Origin of the sequence: Psychrobacter sp. (assembly GCF_049295055.1) — a bacterium.
GTDB lineage: Bacteria > Pseudomonadota > Gammaproteobacteria > Pseudomonadales > Moraxellaceae > Psychrobacter.
In genome coordinates, this window is sequence record NZ_JBAQQF010000054.1 from 1 (window position 1) to 18,612 (window position 18,612).

General features: G+C 42.5%; 14 protein-coding genes and 1 tRNA gene. 10 read left to right on the forward strand and 5 right to left on the reverse strand.

Annotation, left to right across the window (positions count from 1 at the left end):
- Positions 1-21: 21 nt before the first annotated feature.
- From WAZ74_RS08525 to gltX, 3 genes are all read right to left on the reverse strand, one after another.
- A tRNA-Ala gene (locus WAZ74_RS08525) sits at positions 22-97 on the reverse strand.
- Between the two features lie 122 nt (positions 98-219).
- Complete coding sequence (locus tag WAZ74_RS08530; RefSeq protein ID WP_422307824.1) at positions 220-585, reverse strand: hypothetical protein; 366 nt, start codon at positions 583-585, stop codon at positions 220-222.
- A gap of 152 nt (positions 586-737) precedes the next feature.
- A complete protein-coding gene (gene gltX, locus WAZ74_RS08535) occupies positions 738-2,267 on the reverse strand; it encodes a glutamate--tRNA ligase (RefSeq protein ID WP_422307826.1) in 1,530 nt (509 codons plus the stop codon).
- Positions 2,268-2,698: 431 nt separating this feature from the next.
- On the opposite strand from gltX, the gene rsmH reads away from it, so the two are divergent.
- The 7 genes from rsmH (at position 2,699) to WAZ74_RS08570 (ending at position 12,388) form a co-directional block, all read left to right on the forward strand.
- Positions 2,699-3,703 (forward strand): 16S rRNA (cytosine(1402)-N(4))-methyltransferase RsmH, encoded by a 1,005-nt coding sequence (gene rsmH / locus WAZ74_RS08540; protein ID WP_422307864.1) that lies wholly within the window; start codon positions 2,699-2,701, stop codon positions 3,701-3,703.
- Positions 3,704-4,072: 369 nt separating this feature from the next.
- Complete coding sequence (gene ftsL / locus WAZ74_RS08545) at positions 4,073-4,612, forward strand: cell division protein FtsL (protein WP_422307828.1); 540 nt, start codon at positions 4,073-4,075, stop codon at positions 4,610-4,612.
- The gene (locus WAZ74_RS08550) at positions 4,609-6,717 is read left to right on the forward strand and encodes a peptidoglycan D,D-transpeptidase FtsI family protein (protein WP_422307830.1); all 2,109 of its coding nucleotides are present in this window, start codon (positions 4,609-4,611) and stop codon (positions 6,715-6,717) included. The genes ftsL and WAZ74_RS08550 overlap by 4 nt, the downstream gene beginning before the upstream one ends.
- Before the next feature lie 186 nt (positions 6,718-6,903).
- Entirely contained in the window at positions 6,904-8,553 is a 1,650-nt protein-coding gene (locus WAZ74_RS08555) for a UDP-N-acetylmuramoyl-L-alanyl-D-glutamate--2,6-diaminopimelate ligase (protein ID WP_422307866.1), read from the forward strand.
- A gap of 93 nt (positions 8,554-8,646) precedes the next feature.
- A complete protein-coding gene (locus WAZ74_RS08560; RefSeq protein ID WP_422307832.1) occupies positions 8,647-10,116 on the forward strand; it encodes a UDP-N-acetylmuramoyl-tripeptide--D-alanyl-D-alanine ligase in 1,470 nt (489 codons plus the stop codon).
- Positions 10,117-10,119: 3 nt separating this feature from the next.
- Positions 10,120-11,238, forward strand: a complete 1,119-nt coding sequence (gene mraY / locus WAZ74_RS08565) for a phospho-N-acetylmuramoyl-pentapeptide-transferase (protein WP_422307834.1) — start codon at positions 10,120-10,122, stop codon at positions 11,236-11,238.
- 196 nt (positions 11,239-11,434) lie between these two features.
- Entirely contained in the window at positions 11,435-12,388 is a 954-nt protein-coding gene (locus WAZ74_RS08570; RefSeq protein ID WP_422307836.1) for a putative RNA methyltransferase, read from the forward strand.
- Positions 12,389-12,585: 197 nt separating this feature from the next.
- Here WAZ74_RS08570 and cls read toward each other — a convergent pair whose 3' ends face one another.
- Positions 12,586-14,025, reverse strand: coding sequence for a cardiolipin synthase (cls, locus tag WAZ74_RS08575; RefSeq protein ID WP_422307838.1), 1,440 nt, complete (start codon positions 14,023-14,025; stop codon positions 12,586-12,588).
- A 271-nt stretch (positions 14,026-14,296) separates the two neighbouring features.
- Complete coding sequence (locus WAZ74_RS08580; RefSeq protein WP_422307840.1) at positions 14,297-15,091, reverse strand: YdcF family protein; 795 nt, start codon at positions 15,089-15,091, stop codon at positions 14,297-14,299.
- Between the two features lie 1,173 nt (positions 15,092-16,264).
- On the opposite strand from WAZ74_RS08580, the gene WAZ74_RS08585 reads away from it, so the two are divergent.
- From WAZ74_RS08585 to WAZ74_RS08595, 3 genes are read left to right on the forward strand one after another with little or no spacing between them, the layout of a single operon-like run.
- Entirely contained in the window at positions 16,265-16,450 is a 186-nt protein-coding gene (locus tag WAZ74_RS08585; RefSeq protein WP_422307842.1) for a hypothetical protein, read from the forward strand.
- Positions 16,447-16,656, forward strand: coding sequence for a hypothetical protein (locus WAZ74_RS08590; protein WP_422307844.1), 210 nt, complete (start codon positions 16,447-16,449; stop codon positions 16,654-16,656). Before WAZ74_RS08585 ends, WAZ74_RS08590 begins: the two co-directional genes overlap by 4 nt.
- A gap of 12 nt (positions 16,657-16,668) precedes the next feature.
- On the forward strand, positions 16,669-18,471 hold the full coding sequence (locus WAZ74_RS08595; protein WP_422307846.1) for an N-6 DNA methylase: 1,803 nt from the start codon (positions 16,669-16,671) through the stop codon (positions 18,469-18,471).
- The last annotated feature ends 141 nt before the right edge of the window (positions 18,472-18,612 follow it).

The window sequence follows — 18,612 nt, forward strand, 5'->3', positions numbered from 1 at the left end:
TGAGCTTTGCAATAAATAGTATGGTGGAGCTAAACGGAGTCGAACCGTTGACCCCTTGCATGCCATGCAAGTGCTCTACCAACTGAGCTATAGCCCCTCGCTAAGAGTGTGCGTATTTTATGTAAGACCAGCAGTCTTGTCAACCGCTATTTTAAAAATAATGCATAAATATGCTAAAAAAAGCGTTTAAAGCTATTTTAACTACTTATTGAGCCCAAATTAGCGAGGGTTTTGCTGAATAGCTATCTCTTTAAGGGCTTTATCGGTAAAGAACTCTTCTTGCTTGCCATCAGAGAAAATAATAGCACCACATTCTGTGGGGATATATTGTCCACCTTTTTGTTGTACCGTGCTGATACCTTTAAAGCCAACAATGTCAGATTCTTTTGATCGATCGATATTATGATTGTTATAACTGCAATAAGTACTATATATCCACTTTAAGTCATCAAAATCTTGACCAGTCGTGAGGGTTAGCTTGGCATCGTATAACTCTTTTACGACTGCATCATAGTATCTTTGCGCTTCTTTTAATGTATTAAAGACATAGTCTTTGCTTTCTATGGTGACGGTTTTGGCGGCCATATTTATTTCCAATTGAGGTATTAAATAAAGAATCAGTATTCGCATGTAAATGCTGAGATTTAAGTAAAGAGGGGTCAGTATTAGCCTGACCCCTCTTTTTCATTCATTAATGATTTTATGAATCAACAATGTTATTAACAAACAATTAAAAACTATTCAGTTGTCAAAAAATCTGGTAGTCCTGCTGCTTGTTTCTCAAGCTTTTTAAGCTTCTTTTTACCCAAGCCGCCCAACACATCAATCGCATGACGCAAGCGTATCAGCGTCATATCTGCACCAATAATCGCCATAGAGTTCATGACTGGTGTCGAAGAAGTACTGCCAGCAATAGCGACAAAGAACGGCGCCATAAAGTCGCGCATTTTGATATCAAGATGAGCAGCAAGACCTTTTAGGGTGGCATAAATATTTTCTTCTGACCATGTTGGAAGGGTTTCAAGCTGCCAAAGTGCCAGTTGTAGCATCTCAGTAATTTGCTCAGGCGTTAGTGATTTATGGATAAAGCTCTCGGCAGTAATACTCGGCAGATTTTGGAAATAAAAACCACTCCAATTAACCGCATCAGACAATAATTCAATACGTGGTTGAATAGCGGCGGCAATAGCGGTTAATTTATCGCTATTACTTGCCCAGTCGAGGATTTTATTTTTTAACTCTTCAGGCGTTAATGCACGTAGCCATTCTGCGTTCAGCCAGTTAAGCTTTTCAATATCAAAGATAGGACCGCCAAGTGACACACGTTGAATATCAAAACTGGCAATCATCTCATCTAAGGTAAACTTCTCTGCTTCATCAGGCATTGAGTAACCCATACGACCGAGATAGTTTAGCAATGCTTCAGGTAGCACGCCGGCATCACGATAGTAGGTGATAGAGGTTGGGTTTTTACGCTTAGACAGTTTTGATTTATCTGGGTTACGAAGTAATGGCATATGGCAAAGTACTGGCATCTCCCAACCAAAATACTCATAAAGTAGCTGATGCTTAGGCGCAGAGTTAAGCCATTCTTCACCGCGTAATACATGGCTGATGTCCATTAAGTGGTCATCAACGACGTTGGCTAAATGATAAGTCGGCATACCGTCGGTTTTCAGTAGAACTTGCATATCCACTTGTGTCCAAGGAATCTCAACCGTACCACGCAGCATGTCTTGTACCTGACAAACGCCTTCGGTTGGTACGCGCATACGAATGACGTGCGGCTTGCCCTCAGCAACCAATTGCTCGGTTTTCTCTGTTGCTAAATGCGCACAGCGACCATCATAGCGCGGGGTTTCGCCATTAGCCATTTGCTCAGCGCGCATGGTATCTAATTCTTCGCTGGTACAAAAACAGCGAAACGCATGATTGCTGTCTATAAGTTGCTCAGCATGTTTTTTGTAAATATCACTACGCTCGCTTTGACGATAAGGCGCGTGCGGTCCACCGATATCTGGACCTTCTGCCCAATCAAGACCCACCCAACGCAGCGCATCCAAAATCATTTTTTCAGACTGCTGGGTTGAACGCGTTTGATCGGTATCTTCAATACGTAAAATAAATTCGCCGCCATGGGCTTTCGCAAAGGCTAAGTTAAATAGCGCGATATAAGCAGTGCCAACGTGCGGAAAACCGGTCGGTGAGGGCGCGATACGGGTACGGACAGGACGAGTGCTGTTAATTGAAGTCGATGATTGCATCATAAAATTCTCAGAATAGGGTGGTTAATGAATATGGCAGTGAAAAATGAAAAAAAACAGCAGTTAAAAATGCTAATGATAAATGTGAATGATAAGTTTGAATAAAAAATACGGATGAAACAATAGCCGTCAATGTAGAAAAATAGCGTAAAATATAGCGCTAGTATAACAGAGAGATGTGATATTTTTAACGAAATGCCCCTATAGCGCTTGACTACCCGTGTATCCTTGCGATAATAATGTTAGGCAAGTCATAACTTGTTTATTTTCATCTGATTTTTTACTATTACTGGTCAATTTGACCATCATCTATTGAGTTGTTTGTGTCCATATCGAATAGTAAGCCAAATACTGAGCTAAAAAGTAAGCCAAACGCTAACGTCAATCCTTCTGCTACTGGTAATTCTGCGTCAGCGGTTAGTCCGTCTGATGAATTGAGTTTTGTGCATGATGCGGTGCTATTGCAAGAGGCAATCGCTGCCGTATTGGGCGTCAACTCCTTGCCGAAGAAAACAGACGATACTGAACAAAGCAGTGAGAGCCAAAATAGCTTACAAATGAGTGGTATCTACGTCGATGCCACTTTTGGGCGCGGTGGTCACAGTAGACTGCTATTAAGCCAGCTTGCCGATGATGCGACATTGATTGTGTTTGATAAAGACCCGACCGCTATTCGTGTGGCTCAAGAGCTGGCAAGTAAAGACAGCCGTGTAAAAGTCGTTCATGATAGTTTTGCGACGTTGACGGACAGTCTTGCGGCAATGGGTATCACGCAAGTTGACGGCTTAATGGCAGATTTGGGTATTTCATCGCCACAGATTGACGATGGCAGTCGTGGCTTTAGCTTTATGCGCGATGGCGCAGTTGATATGCGGATGGATACCAGTCGTGGGCAGTCGGTTGCAGAATGGTTAGAGACGGTCGATGATGAAACCTTAGCCAATGTGCTTTATGATTTTGGTGAAGAGCGTCACAGCCGCCGTATCGCCCGTGCGATTAAAGCAATGGACAGTTATAAGTCCACGCTTGAGCTAGCAGAAGTGATAAAAGTTGCACATCCTAATTGGCAGCGCGGCAAGCATCCAGCGACCCAAAGTTTCCAAGCGATGCGGATTTTTATCAATAACGAACTTGGCGATGTCGATAGCTTTTTAGAGCAAAGTATCAATATTATAAAATCAGGCGGACAGCTGGCGGTGATTAGCTTTCATTCGTTAGAAGATCGCCGTATTAAGCAGTTTTTGCAGCGTCATAGTAAAGGGCAATATCCAGAAGATGAGAATTTGCCGATGCCGCCTAGGCGCCCGCGTTATTTTACTAAGCCAAAACGTGTCGGTCCAAGTAAAGCAGAAATAAGCCATAATCCACGCTCGCGTAGTGCATGGCTGCGCATGGCAACACGTACCGACATCAATTATTTGCCTACTGCCGAGCAATAAAAATTAGGTAATGTGGACATAGTTTTATAAGAAAGGTTTGGTAGAGACTGTTTATTAGAAAGGATATCGGTATTAAGTCAATCTGACGTCGTTTTTTGCTGTTATTTAATGATGACTAAATGTCTTAATGATTACGTGGCTGTTAAGAAGCTGTAAACATTGTCTGCTAGGCTCAACAGTTGATTTTTTATTTGGCTTGTCCGGCTTTTAGCTTTTAGTATCGCTACTTGGCTTTATTATTGTTTTTGGTTTTTTGGTTTTAATTTTATTGATAGTGCGGATGCAGTGGCTGGATATACGTAATGGATAGCAGCGCTCATCACCAGTTATCGCTTTTTATATATTGTAGTTCACTTTTTTGAGATGGTCATGGCAATATCTGACAAACCTGCAAGCCGCCGCGCCGCCACGCTACCCAATGCCGATGTTGGCGAGCTATTTGTGCGTAAATTTAACATGTCAAATATTTATGTGGCTATATTAGTGCTATTAGCGGCTGGTATTGTATGGAGTGGAATCAAAACGGCTGAAGGCGTGCAGCAATATCATCAGGATTATAAAACCTTGCAAGACATGAAAAAACAAGAACGTAAGCTACAAGTTGAGCATCAGCGTCTACTTATTGAACAGCAGACCTTTAGTGCGACGCCGCAGATTGCCAGTCGTGCCGTTGCCGAGCTGGGTATGTTTTCACCAACCCTCAAAGATAAACTCATTATCCAACCGGGTGCCGCAACAGCCGTTGCATTGGTTGATCCTGATGCCGAAAACGCTAATAGCAATGCCGTTACCACTAATGATTCTGACGTTGTCGGTGCCGCAACCACATCTAACAATACGATTAACGATACTGCTGAAGCTATTGAAAGTGATGCGACTGATTCTGACCTAGTGGAGGCAGGACAATGAGTGATAAGAAGTCCAACGCCAATACGGGTAAAACAGCCGCAAAGAATACCAGTAAAAAACCAGCCAGCGGTAAGGTTACGAAACCGTTACGCCGTGCTAGTGCTGCAAAATCAGGGCATACAAGCCAAAAACTAGATAATAAATCTACTGATAATCGCAAAGCCAAGCTATTTAGTCGCCTAAAAAAGAATGAAGAGCAGGGCGCTTATACCAGTGTCAAAAATCTAAAAAGCAAAAGAACAATTTTGGGCAAAGCGTCTGGGGCTTCCTCTCGCGGTGGCGTTGAGCAGGATAAAAACCGCTTTCGTCTGATTTGGGCGATAGCGCTTATTGTTTTAGTGGCGCTCATCGGTCGTGCTTATTATATTCAAATTCTCAACACTCAGTTTTATCAAGATAAGGGCAATGAGCTCATCACCAGCGTGCGCACGCAGAAATCCTATCGTGGCATGATTACCGATCGTAATGATCTGCCATTAGCCGTCAGTGCGCCACTCGCGACCGTTTCTTTTAGCCCGCATGATTATGCCCGCGAATATTACGAGCTTAAACGTATTATTATCACCAATCCTGAGAGTCCGCAGCTTATCGCACGTATGCAGAAGCGCTTGGATAATATGGATTTGACCACGCTTGCGGCAGCTGCCAATATTTCAGTTACTGAGCTAAAAAAAGTCACTGCTATCGATGCAAGTATTGATGTGACTGATGAAGTGGCGGTCAAAGCGGCGCTACCATCGGGTGCAGGCTCGCATTATCTGCCGCTTTTGAATAAAGTGACGCCTGAGATTGCAGAAAGCGTTAGCTCGCTTGATTTTCCTGGTGTTAATGAGAAAAACTTCTTTCAGCGTTATTATCCGCAGCCGCAACCTAACTCGCAGCTGTTAGGTTTCATGGGGCAAAATGCCAGTGACCCTGAAGGCGGTTACGAGGGACGTGCGGGTATTGAACGTCAGTATGAAAAAGAGCTGGCGGGCGATGATGGTAAGGTTTTAGTGCTCAAAGATGCCAAACAAAATAGTCTTAAAGAGATTAAACAGGTTGAGCCAGAAATACCGGGCAAAGATGTAGCGTTAACTATTGATTCTCGTCTGCAATATTTGCTTTATAAAGAGCTTGAAAAAGCGGGGCGTTTGCAAAAAGCGCGCTGGTCAACGGGTATGATCGTTGATGTTCAAACCGGTGAAGTACTGGCATTATCGACATGGCCGTCATTTAACTCTAATAACCTTAATGAGATGACCGGTGAAAATCAGCGTAACCGTGCGCTGCTTGATGTTTTTGAACCCGGTTCAGTCATGAAGCCATTCACTGTTGCTGCGGCTTTAGATTCAGGGAAGTATACGGCTACCTCCTTAATCGATACCAACCCCGGCTCTATCCGTGTCCGTGGCTATACCATCCGTGACCATAATAATCTTGGGCGGATTACCTTGGCAACGTTACTGCAAAAATCGAGTAACGTCGCCTCGACCAAGATTGCATTGTCGCTACCCGCTGATGGTATTACTAATATGCAAAAGCAGTTTGGCTTTGGCGTAAAAACACCGCTACAGTTCCCAGGCGAAGGTAGCGGTCTTGTGGTTACGCCAAAGGAAAAAGAAACCTCAAGACGGGCAACAGTCAGTTATGGTTATGGTATACAAGTGACGCTAGCACAGGTAGCGCAAGCTTATTCAGCGCTAGCAGCAGGCGGTGTGATGCACCCGTTAACGCTCGTTAAAGGTGACAAGGCGCAGCCAAGTAAACGTATTATGGCGCAAGAACAAGCAATGGCTATCGTACAGATGATGGAAAGTGTGACTGAGGATGGTGGTACTGCTAAAGGTGCAGCCATTGATGGCTATCGCGTTGCCGGTAAAACAGGTACCTCGCGCCGTATCAATCCAAAAGGTGGTTATTATACCGACCAGTACCGTAACGTCTTTGCTGGTATGGCCCCAGCATCGAACCCAAAGCTGGTCGGCGTGATGTTAATTGAAGACCCACGTGGTCAGATTTATGCTGGTTTGACAGTAGCTCCCGTCTTTCATAACGTTATGAAAGAAGCACTGCGTTTATATAATGTGCCTTTGGATAAGCCGTTAAAAACGGAAGACCAGTAGCCATAAGTATAAGTTTTTGGGCATATTTTTTAAATGTTTAACGATTAATTATCTGATTTTTCAACCTTTTAGGATTTGCTAATGACTCTGTCACCCTCATCGCCAAGTAGTGCTTCAGTCACCTTACAACAGCTGATTGAAGCCAGCGATAGCACCAGTCAGAGCCTGCAGCAGGCATTGACGGCGATGGTGGCAGCATCAATTCAAAAGCCATTGACTAAAAAGTCATCGACTCAGATGACATTGACTGAATCTGAATCAAAGCAAACGACATCTATTCAAATGGTTTCGGTTGCCAATATTCCATTTCAAAAGTTTTGCTTAGACAGCCGTCAGCTTGCAACGAGCGATGTGTTTGTTCTATTAAAAAGTCATATACCGAACTGTCAAAAAAGTCGTGATAACCTTTATCAAGCCGCTAAAAATGCGGCTTTTATCCTATCAGAAATTGATCCTGTTGCTTTACTTGCTACAGCAAATATACCGCTAAATGCTAATATTGCCATGACTACCGATAGCGTTTCTGATACTCAGCAGCAGTTAGCAGCATTACCTTGCCCAGTTTTACATGTGCCCAATATTCGTAATTTTTTGGGTAGCCTCATTCAGGCGCGTTTGCAATATCAGCAACCTGTAACATTACCAACAGTGGTAGCTGTGACGGGCACTAATGGCAAAACGACGATCAGTCAATTGGTAGCACAACTGACGCAGTTAACCGGCATTAGCAGCGCAGTGATGGGTACAGCAGGTAATGGCAGGCTTGGTGCTTTGGTACAAGCCAGTCATACCACTGGTGATGCGCTTGCGGTACAGCAATTCTTATATCAAATGGGCAAAGAACAGGCTGAACTACTGGCACTGGAAGCCAGCTCGCACGGTTTAGATCAGCAGCGTCTGCAAGGTATGCCAGTGTCGGTGGCGATTTATACCAACTTGAGCCGTGATCATTTAGATTATCATGCTGATATGGCAGAATACGCAGCGGCTAAAGCTATGCTATTTGATAAAGCGCACTTTCCAGATTTGACCCACGCCATTATTAATATCGATGATGAGTATGCGCAGATTATGCTTGATACTGCGCACGCCAGTGATTTGACAGTGTGGACATATAGTTTGGACGCATCAAAAACCGCCACCTTTTTCGCCGCTGAAATTAAACCAAGTTTACAAGGGGTAGAAATTACCCTACGTACTGACTTTGGAAACGGCAAAGTTAATAGTGTAAATATTGTTAGTCCATTACTCGGGCGTTTTAATGTGGCGAATCTGCTTGCCGCGATTGCCGCAGCGATAGCCTTAGGGATTAGTTTGGAGCGCATTGCAGCCGTTATCCCACAATTGCAAGGTGCGGTTGGTCGTATGCAGCGCGTGCCATCTAATGATGGCTGCTTTATTGTTGACTATGCCCACACGCCTGATGCGTTGAGTCAGGTGCTTGCCAGTCTTAAAACTCATTGTAAAGGTCAGCTATGGGCAGTGTTTGGCTGTGGTGGCGACCGTGATGCCGGTAAGCGCCCATTGATGGCGCAAGCAGGGCTGACAGGCGCGGATCAAGTCATCTTAACGGCGGACAATCCCCGTACCGAAGATCCAAATGTGATTTTGCAGGACATGCAAGTGGGAATGAGCACTGAGCAATATCAGCGTACCCATATTGAGCCTGCGCGCCAAACAGCGATTGAATATGCCGTCAGTCAAGCAGCAGCCGATGATATCGTGGTTATCGCTGGTAAAGGTCATGAGACCTATCAAGAAATTAATCATGTTCGTTATGATTTTGACGACCGCATTATCTTGCAAAATGCCTTAACGCAAGCTGGTCGAGTATAAATAAGGGCGATTATAAGCCGTTTTTTAATGTTTTAAATAAGCTTTGATATTTCAATATAAAAAAATAAGTAGTCATCATATAAGGTAATCATTATGACAGCCGACAACGATAACAGCATTCAGTCGCAAGGGCTGTATGTTTGGCAAGCAGATAATATGCTCGCGGCAACAGCGGCACTTGATGGACATTGGCAGCTCGGTGCAGGGCAAGCAGAATCAAGCAATACTATTGCAGACACGAATAAGAAAATTACGAGCACTCGCATCGCTACCGATACTCGCACGATAAGCCCCGGTGATATATTTTTAGCGCTCAGTGGTGATAATTTTGATGGTCATGATTATATCGAGCTGGCAGCGTCACAAGGTGCAGTCGCGGCTATCGTCTCACGGCCCATTTCTACTACCCATTCAAATACCATTCCACAGTTGGTTGTCAATGACACGCGCTTAGCGTTAGGGCAATTGGCGTCTTATCGTCGTCAACAACATAAAGATTTGACCGTGATTGCGATTACAGGCTCGAGTGGTAAGACCACCTGCAAAGAGATGCTCGGTAGTATCTTTGGACGATTGGCACCGACATTGATTACGCGTGGTAACCTAAATAATGATTTGGGTGTACCGATGATGCTACTTGAGCTGTCGGATCATCATCGCTATGCCATCTTGGAATTGGGTGCCAATCATATTGGCGAGATTGCCTATACGACTGAGATTGTCCAGCCTGATGTGGCTTGTATTTTAAATATTGGTACTGCCCATCTGGGTGAATTTGGCAGTCGCGAAGGTATTTGCCAGACCAAGGCTGAGATTTATCATACCTTGAGTGATGCACAATTTGCGATTGTTCCCGATAAAGATGATTTTACCAATCAGCTACGCCGTATTGCGGAAAAGTATACCTCCCATGTTATTGGGTTTGGTAATACTGACGTGAGTGCCAGCCACTTAGACGTCGAGCCTGAGCGTAGTGAGTTTAAGCTACATATCGGCAGCCAAGTACATGATATTAGCTTGCCGCTAGCAGGCGAGCATAATGTCAATAATGCGTTAGCTGCTGCTGCTTGTGCGCATGCGTTAAATATTGATGTGAGTGATATTGTCGTTGGGCTTGAAAACGCGCGTCCAGCTAAAGGTCGCTTGAATAGTCAGTTGCTTGGTATGCATCGACTGATTGATGATACTTATAATGCCAACCCACATTCAGTACGCGCGGCTGCCAAAGTATTGGCGGCGCAAACCGGTACGCAAGTGATGGTATTAGGCGATATTGCTGAGCTAGGTGAGGCGGCAGTTAGCGAGCACCAAAGCTTGGGCCGTACTATCGCGACCACGGGTATTAACGTGTTGCTTTGCGTGGGTGAGTATGCACCTTATACCGTAGCAGGTGCGCAAGAGATTTCTGATATCAACGCTCATGCGTTTACTGATAAAGACGGTTTATTGCAATATTTACAGCCGTATTTACAAGCGCAACAGTCTCAGCCTTGTACGGTGTTGTTCAAAGGCTCTCGTTCTATGGAAATGGAAACACTTATCAATGCGCTAGTCGAGGAGTAGGCGGTGTTAGTTTGGTTGTTTAGCTGGCTTGGTCAGTATTATACCCCGTTTTATGCGGTTTCTTCTTTGACGCTGCGCGCGTTACTGGCGGTCGTAACCGCGCTTGCCTTTAGTCTGATTTTTGGTAGTCGCGTTATTCGGCGCTTGAAAGCGCTAAAGTATGGTCAGGCGATTCGTAATGATGGTCCACAATCGCATTTGGTCAAAACCGGCACCCCGACCATGGGTGGGGTGTTGATCTTGAGCGCGATTGGGGTATCGACTCTACTTTGGGCACGTTTGAATAATCCTTATATTTGGATTTTGCTCATCGTGATGATTATTTTTGGCGCGGTCGGCTGGGCGGATGATTGGCTCAAAATCAAATATAAAAACCCCACAGGCTTGATCGCTCGTAAAAAATATTTTTGGCTATCCATGGGTGCATTATTCGTCGGCATTTCTTTATATTATATCGCCACCTTACAGCCGGATATTGCGACGACTCGCGAGATGCAGGATTTACTAATACCTATCTTTAAAGATTGGATGATTCCATTTTCGGCAGTACCGCTTGGTATTGGCTTTATTATCTTTACTTATTTTGTGATTAATGGGGCATCCAACGCCGTCAACTTAACCGATGGATTGGATGGCTTAGCTATTTTGCCCGTAGTGCTAGTTGCGGCAGGCTTAGGGGCCATGGCATATGTCTCGGGTGACGTACGCTTTGCTGATTACTTGCATGTCCCTTATATTGCCTATAATTCTGAGGTAATTATTGTCTGCGGCGCGATGATTGGTGCAGGGCTTGGCTTCTTATGGTTCAATGCTCATCCAGCGCAAGTATTTATGGGTGATGTGGGTGCACTGTCACTAGGCGCGATGCTCGGTACGATTGCCGTCATGACCCGTCAAGAAATCGCTTTTGCGATTATGGGTGGACTCTTTGTCGCCGAAGCACTGTCGGTAATCGTACAAGTGGGTTCGTATAAACTACGCAAAAAACGCGTCTTTCGTATGGCACCGCTGCATCATCACTTTGAAGAGATTGGCTGGAAAGAAACCCAAGTGGTCGCAAGGTTTTGGATTATCGCCATCGTCCTTGTCATCCTTGGATTAATGACGTTAAAGCTACGTTAAAAAAGCATGACTTTATTTTTAAAGTGAATCGGCGGTAAGTTAATAAAAAAGCCATCTCAAATTTATTGAGCTGGCTTTTTTTTCGTTTTATTCGTTAGCTATTTTATCATCCTTTTATCATCCTTTTATCACCCTTTTTATTACTTACTGAGCCTGAACTTTGGTAAAATATCAGCCATATTGCAATGACCTTGAGATGCTTGTGTCCTTATTTATTTGTCCGCTTTGTCAATCACCACTACAGCCTGCATTAGATACGTGGCGTTGTGATGGCAGCTTAAACCTTAAGCACACCAATCATCCGTTTGATGTAGCGCGTCAAGGTTACGTCAATCTGCTACCTGTCCAACAAAAAAAGTCTAAAGCCCCCGGTGACAGCCAGATGTCCATCGAGGCGCGAAAGCGGTTTCTGAATGCAGGATATTATCAGCCATTACAGGCGCTTATTTGTCAAAAAATGACGGAATTACTGGCGCAAAATGCGTTAGGAGCTGAGTCAATCGCTAAGTCAAATAACAAGCCTATTACTTGGCTGGATATCGGTTGCGGTGAAGGCTATTACACTCAGGCAATAGCAAAAATCGGCATGGATATTCTCCTTGCTGCAGACATTAGTAAACCTGCCGTGGTAGAGCTTGCTAAAGCTAGCAAAGCCGCAGGTAGTCTCTGGTACCAGCAAGATAAAGATGATTGCGGTAAAATGGCAGCGATTTATCCACTAGTAACCAGCGCCGCAAATTTACCGTTACGAGCACATAGTGTGACGGGGATAAGCAGTATTTTTAGTCCTATCTTGCCAGAAGCATTCAATCAAGTGCTAAGCGATGAGGGCTATTTAATCATTGCTAAGCCAGATATCGGACATTTAGCGACAATGCGTGATGCTTTGTTTGATGACGTTCGTGAGCATGATTCTGATAAGTTTTTACACGAATTAGCACCCTATTTTGCGCTAATGAATACCTATCATGTCAGTACCGAGATGACATTAGCAGTAGATGATTTGGCTGATTTAATGACCATGACCCCTTATGCTTATCGTGCGCATAGCGAAAAAAGACAAGCGTTATTAGCAAAAGTGGTAACCGAAACATTTATAACTGAAGCTAAGTTTGTTGTGTATGTTTTGCAGAAAATAGCGGTTGCATAAGACTGATTGACTGAGCTTAAAGTTAACCCTTTTTTAAAGAGTACAACGCTACTGGGATTAATTATTCGCAGCCTCTATCTGTATAAGCACAGCAAGCAAGAAAAACCAACTCCAGTAAGGCGCTATAATATTTGTATTTCTGTTTCTGTTATTTATGACTGACTGACTCCATTAAGTGGTAACTTATCAAACAGGGTCTATAAAACAGGTCCCATCGTAGCAATAATATTATTCCAAATCCTATAAGCCAGCGACCAGTTCTCGACTTCCTCACGCGTGACTTCAACTGAATCAGCGATATACTGATATTGGCGCTTCATAATGTCAACAGTAAGTGCTGTATCGCTGAAGACAATATTATTTTCATAGTTCAAATCAAAGCTACGCAGATCTAAATTGGTCGAGCCAATCAAACTGATTTCACCATCGACAGTCAGGGTCTTGGCGTGTAGCAATCCTGGTTTGTACTCATAAATTTTTATCCCAGCTTCAAGTAACTGCCAATAATAACTATGACTGGTCGCGGCGACGATGAAAGAGTCGTTGTTTTGAGGGAAAATCATCGTGACTTCAACCCCGCGATAGGCAGCCGCGCATAAGATGCTAACGAGTGAATAGTCCGGCACAAAATAGGGGGTAGAAATAATCAAAGTATGCTGCGCTTGGCTAATCAATGCACCCAAAAACTGCGGTGTGGTGCCGTGGCGCTGGGTCGGACCATCTGAAAAGACTTGGGCAGGAAAACCATTAGGCTTTGGCGTGCTATCGTAATAAAAGCTTTCAAGTGGTGTGTCGGGGTTTTCAATCAGCCAATCACTGGCGAATAGCATCTGGTTTTGCGCAACCACAGGTCCTTCGATGCGCAGCATGATATCAACCCACGGCGCATATTTCGGCTTGACACGGAACTCAGGATCGGCACAGTTACGACTACCGGAATAGCCGATTTTGCCATCAATCACGGTAATCTTACGGTGATTACGCAAGTCAATGCGACTAAAAAACAATACTTTAAAAATGTTCTTAATCGGTAGCGCCACACTGACTTGTACGCCAGCGTCTATCATCTCCTGCCATATTTTTGAGCCTACCATCTGGCGTGAACCAAGGCCATCGACCATCGCTCGGCAGGTGACGCCGCGCTTTGTAGCTCGTATGAGTGCTTGAGCCGTATCAATACCCATGCCATCGACAAGCCAAATATAATAGAGCACATGGATATGATTGGTCGCTGCATCAAAATCTGCAATCATGCGTCTGCGGGTCTCACTTGCATCTGCCATTAGCTCTGCGCTATTACCCACGGTGGTCTGAAAACCTGTGGCTTTTGCAGAGTAGGTAAAAGCGGCTTGATACTCAGGCTTCACCACCTTTGTTAATGTCATCTTGCTACCCAAAACTGCTGGGCTATGGGCATTTAATCTGTCAATAATTTCTTTACGTTTTTGCGTAAATTCACGACCTAAATGTACTTCACCGAACATCCAATAAACCAGTACGCCAATGTAAGGCAAAACGAATAAGACCACGATCCACGCCAATCTTGCAGGCGAAGTCAGATCATGGCGAGACAATACTCGCAACGAGATCAGTATCAGCAGTATAAAATGCAGGGTCAATAGGATATCTAATAGCATAACGCTGTCCTTTATTATTCTTATTATTATTCTAAAATTAGATGAGCTTCATTGATTTATGATTGTTTATAGTTAGTTTAAGATAAAACCGATACATGAATAGCTATTTGCGACTGGGATAAATTTTCCTTGCTTGCTGTTATCACAGAGGCTACAAAAAATTCATCCCAGTCGCGCTGCATTCATTTTAAAGTGAACCTACTATATTTTTAACTACACATTTTCATTAATAAAATATCAGTTGTCTACTACATGACGAAAAAATACGCACTCAGTATTCTCCTAATAGCCAACCGCTGACAAAAGCAAAATACTCTCGAAACCAAGCGTTATAGCGAATTGATAGCGGAGTAGGGCTGGCGAGCATAATAGGCTGTTGATAGCCTTGATGCTTCGCAATGCTTGTCGCGCGAATGATATGGAAGTCACTGGTCACGATGGCGATAGGCGCCGCTATAGAAACGCCTTTCGCTTCTAATACCTTTTGGCTATTGGCTAGGTTTTCCGCTGTGCTGGTGCTCTTACCCTCTTGCAAAATACGATTGAATGGGATGGCATACCTTTCATGTAAGTAGGTTGCCATAATACTGGCTTCACTATGTATCTGTCCAAAACCAACACCGCCACTGGTGATGACCAAGGCGTTTTTTTGTGAGTCGATAAGGGGCGCAGCGGTATCTAAGCGCTTGGCAAGTGTCGGCGTGGGTTTGCCTGCGACCGTACCTGAACCCAGTACAATGATGGCTGCTACTTCAGGCATGGGTTTGGCGCTTAATTTAATCTGTTGCTGCAATGAGAAAATAAATACCCCAAAACTGATCAACCAGATAAAAAACATCGCCCATAGAGCATACCAAAGTCGGGTTATCCAGCGATTTTGGTGAACAAACTTGCCAATGTCATGCCAAAAAACTCCATGGGCGACAAACACTATCCCCAATAAAAATGGTAAAACAGTGCCAAAATTAACTTTACCGACAGCCATTAAAATGGCACAGTCGACGATGATAATGACACCGACAATAAATAGTGAAGCGCGCAATAACATGAGTGATTTTTTTGCCATAGCGGTACTTTTATATAAATAGGCGGTTATTAAAGAAAGCTCTGTGATGAGCTTGGCTTAGATAATATGCTGTACTCTGATGAGCAACGGATTGATGCCATGATAGCGCACCTTATTTTGATAAAGCGTCTTATTGTTGTTAATGATATAGAAGCCGCGCGCCGCTAATAATTGAAGTGGGTCTCTTAGCTATAATTGATTCATTGAGATTTCGCGTTTAGTGTAGAAGCTACGCCAGTGGTTAGTAGAAACAGCGGCTTTATGTTTATAGAAAAGCTAAACCACGCCGCTTAATTTTATGCTGAGGTGCATTGAGACTGAGGGTTTTGCAGTGGTGTGTCTTGTTATTAATTAGATTAAGCAGTGAAAAAAATGATTAAGCGGCATAAGTCTTTGAAGGATCATTTTCAGTGATGAACCAAGCCTCGCTATTTTATCGTTTCTAATACCGCAAGAAATTATATATAGGCTTTTAACGATGCCGCTATTTTATTTTAGCTATCTTTAGATACAAAAAAGCTTGACCTTAATTAGATTAAGGTCAAGCATAATTTTTGACAACGATATGGTTTTATAACAGCGTTAGTTATTAAAAATTCGTTTGGAATAGGGTAGAAAAAGATGTGAAAACAGGAGGTGTTAACAGAGCTTATAAGATTGGCGGTGAAGGAGGAAGTCAAACAATTGGTATAAGTATTTGATAAATATAAGTTTATTGTTTAGTAATATAATTATAGACCAACAAATAGACCAACAGCAATATAGTGTTGGATGCAAGATAGATAATGGGGTTTATCTCATTATTAATTGTATCAAAGTATTACTCAGAGTTTAACCATGTATAAGGTGTCGTTATAAAATCAGCTAAAATATACATTATCACTAAAAAACCTTTTTTCATTTCTGTGCCAGTTCTGGTTCACCAATTTGTAGCATTAATCCTCCCATAGCACCCATCTACTGCGTAAAGCAGCAAGACACACATTAGCATTATATCTAAGAGGCTATGAGAGTTTATGTGTGTGCTTTTCTCAACTAGTTTATTTTAAATTAACCACTAGCATATAAAAATAGTTACAAATATATTAATTATGGAACAAAAGTATTATTTGACAAATGAAATGAACTCGCTTATTCTTATCTCATCAAATGATGGATGATAAGGACAAACTCATGAAAGCAACAAAACATTTACAAGCTAGGATGAGCCAACGAGCGATAAGCATGTCTGAGCTAGATATGACGTTGACGTTTGGAGAGGTGCGAGGGGATAAAATAGTTCTTAACAAAAAGCGCATAACAGAGCTATTAGCTGAATTCGAATATATAAATGCTAATCAAATGGAGAAATCAAAATGAAACTAGGCTGTTATGAAGCAATGAAAGCTGGCAAGGCGTTTGACGTAAAAGAAGTGCAGATGATAATTAAAACGCTGAAACAGATTTCGAAGAAAGGTGGTGTGGTGGCAGTATCCGAAAACGATACTTTGATAACAGCATATCATCTAAACAGCTATGACCGACGACGTGCTAGAGATAGCTCGTATTCATTAAATAATCTATAAAAGGCATGCCTTATGCAACATAATCAAAACGTCAAGAAAATAGTTGAGCAGATCGACAGTGCTTTTAAAAAGCATAATATTTCTGTTAATAATAACGATGCTGTTTTACAAATGACAGCAATTCATTCTCTCTCTCTAAGCGATCAGCTACCAGATGGTATCAAACTAAATGCTAGTACTGCTGAAAATAAAGATAAATGGTTAGCATTATTAGAAAGCTTACAGAGTAGCGAAAATGAGCAGATAAGAAGGGCATTTTCTAATATTAATGCTTTAAATCAACTGCCAATAGCTTTAATAAGCGAAGTTGTACAAAGATTAGTGAATGTTTCTGAGCAAGATTTTGATCAGCTAACGCAAATGCTTATAGTCTCGATGATCACTAAGAATACTGGCAACTCGCAGAACGATACTTATTATGCTCATATCAGCTTATATGAATTAACAGCTGCTATTTTGAATGAATTACGAGGAAAAAGTATTTATGTTGCCTCGACAGCAACATTGCCTATATGCCCCATGATTAGCGAGCAGAATAATCAGGTATGCTACGAGTACGTTGCTCACAACAAAATGCTAGCAGATGTAATATCATTAATTAGCCCAAATAAATTTAAAGTTAGTTATTCAGATCACTTGTCATCACCCAGTTACCTCACGACTAAAGGTGAGTTGCAGCAATTTGATTATGGCATTAGCTTCTCGCCAATGGGAGCAAGGTTTTTAAGTAAGAATGCTGACAATGATCGCTACGGAAGATATGAGGTTATACCAAAAAAGATAGAAACCGCTGATGTCATGCATCTTATTAGACAATGCTCTGAAAAAGTTATCATCACTGTTTCAGAGGGTATACTGTTTTCTAGTATGGAAAAGCCTGTCAGACAATATCTAATTGATAAAGGCATGGTAAAAGCGATCGTTTCATTACCTAGCAATATTTGGACAAGTACGGGTGTCAAAACATCTATGATGATTCTAGACCCTAAAGGGGGGAATGATCAGGTGCGGTTCGTTGATTTATCAGAGTCTGAATTTGTTGATAAGACAACAAATCGATGGCTAGTTGGGCTAACAGATATCGAAGGTATTTTAGCTCATATCGAGTCTGATAACGAAACAAAGTATGCTTTATCGGTTGATCGACAAAACATCATAGACAAAGACTATAGCCTATATAGCGCGGCTTATATATTGAGTCCTGAGGAAAAAAAGGTTAAGTCAATTATCGCAAAGGCTGAAACCGTAAGTCTAGATAGCTTGGTTAGATTTGAACGTGGCTTACCTTTTAATGCGGATGAAGGAGATTATACCGTCTTAGAAGTAGGTGCAAGCGAGATTGAAGATATCGGCGATATTGCTATACCTACTAAAGAAGTAAATATATCAGAAGCGGTACGAGCAAAAAATGAAGCTGGGTTTTTGCAACCTAATGATATTGTTATGATCCTAAAAGGGAGTGCTGGCAAGCTTGGTATCGTACCTGAAGATGTTCCTACCACAGGGAACAAGCGCTGGACGGTAAACAAGTCTGGAATTGTGATACGTGTGACTTCGAGCAAAATTGATCCTAAAGCGTTGTATACATACTTAAAGTCTGACTTTGGTAAGGTGCAGCTCGCACGCCTGATCAAAGGGGCAACGATTGCAAATATATCGCTAAAAGAGCTCAAGCAGATGCCAGTTATCTTACCGTCTGATGATGAGGAAAACGATGCGATCGCTTGTACGGAGAAGAGCCGAGAGACTCAGAAAGCCATCCAAAATTTGCTATCAAAACATAAGGAAAGACAAAGTAAGCTCTGGGCTTTATAAAAAACTGCAAGCTTATACGTAAAAAAATGGGTAAGGCGTTCTATGATTGTTAATAGAATGCCTTGTCATATTTTACTGAAAGCATCGTTATCAAATTAATAGATGATAAGATACGATTAGATTTATGTTTATAAAATAAAA

Excerpts from the sequence above, each read along its gene's own strand:
- WAZ74_RS08595 (WP_422307846.1), top strand. The coding sequence starts at position 16,669 with ATGCAACATAATCAAAACGTCAAGAAAATAGTTGAGCAGATCGACAGT.
- WAZ74_RS08530 (WP_422307824.1), bottom strand. The coding sequence starts at position 585 with ATGGCCGCCAAAACCGTCACCATAGAAAGCAAAGACTATGTCTTTAAT.
- WAZ74_RS08580 (WP_422307840.1), bottom strand. The coding sequence starts at position 15,091 with ATGGCAAAAAAATCACTCATGTTATTGCGCGCTTCACTATTTATTGTC.
- WAZ74_RS08550 (WP_422307830.1), top strand. The coding sequence starts at position 4,609 with ATGAGTGATAAGAAGTCCAACGCCAATACGGGTAAAACAGCCGCAAAG.
- WAZ74_RS08555 (WP_422307866.1), top strand. The coding sequence starts at position 6,904 with ATGGTGGCAGCATCAATTCAAAAGCCATTGACTAAAAAGTCATCGACT.
- WAZ74_RS08570 (WP_422307836.1), top strand. The coding sequence starts at position 11,435 with ATGCTTGTGTCCTTATTTATTTGTCCGCTTTGTCAATCACCACTACAG.
- WAZ74_RS08585 (WP_422307842.1), top strand. The coding sequence starts at position 16,265 with ATGAAAGCAACAAAACATTTACAAGCTAGGATGAGCCAACGAGCGATA.
- WAZ74_RS08560 (WP_422307832.1), top strand. The coding sequence starts at position 8,647 with ATGACAGCCGACAACGATAACAGCATTCAGTCGCAAGGGCTGTATGTT.
- WAZ74_RS08590 (WP_422307844.1), top strand. The coding sequence starts at position 16,447 with ATGAAACTAGGCTGTTATGAAGCAATGAAAGCTGGCAAGGCGTTTGAC.
- cls (WP_422307838.1), bottom strand. The coding sequence starts at position 14,025 with ATGCTATTAGATATCCTATTGACCCTGCATTTTATACTGCTGATACTG.
- ftsL (WP_422307828.1), top strand. The coding sequence starts at position 4,073 with ATGGCAATATCTGACAAACCTGCAAGCCGCCGCGCCGCCACGCTACCC.
- gltX (WP_422307826.1), bottom strand. The coding sequence starts at position 2,267 with ATGATGCAATCATCGACTTCAATTAACAGCACTCGTCCTGTCCGTACC.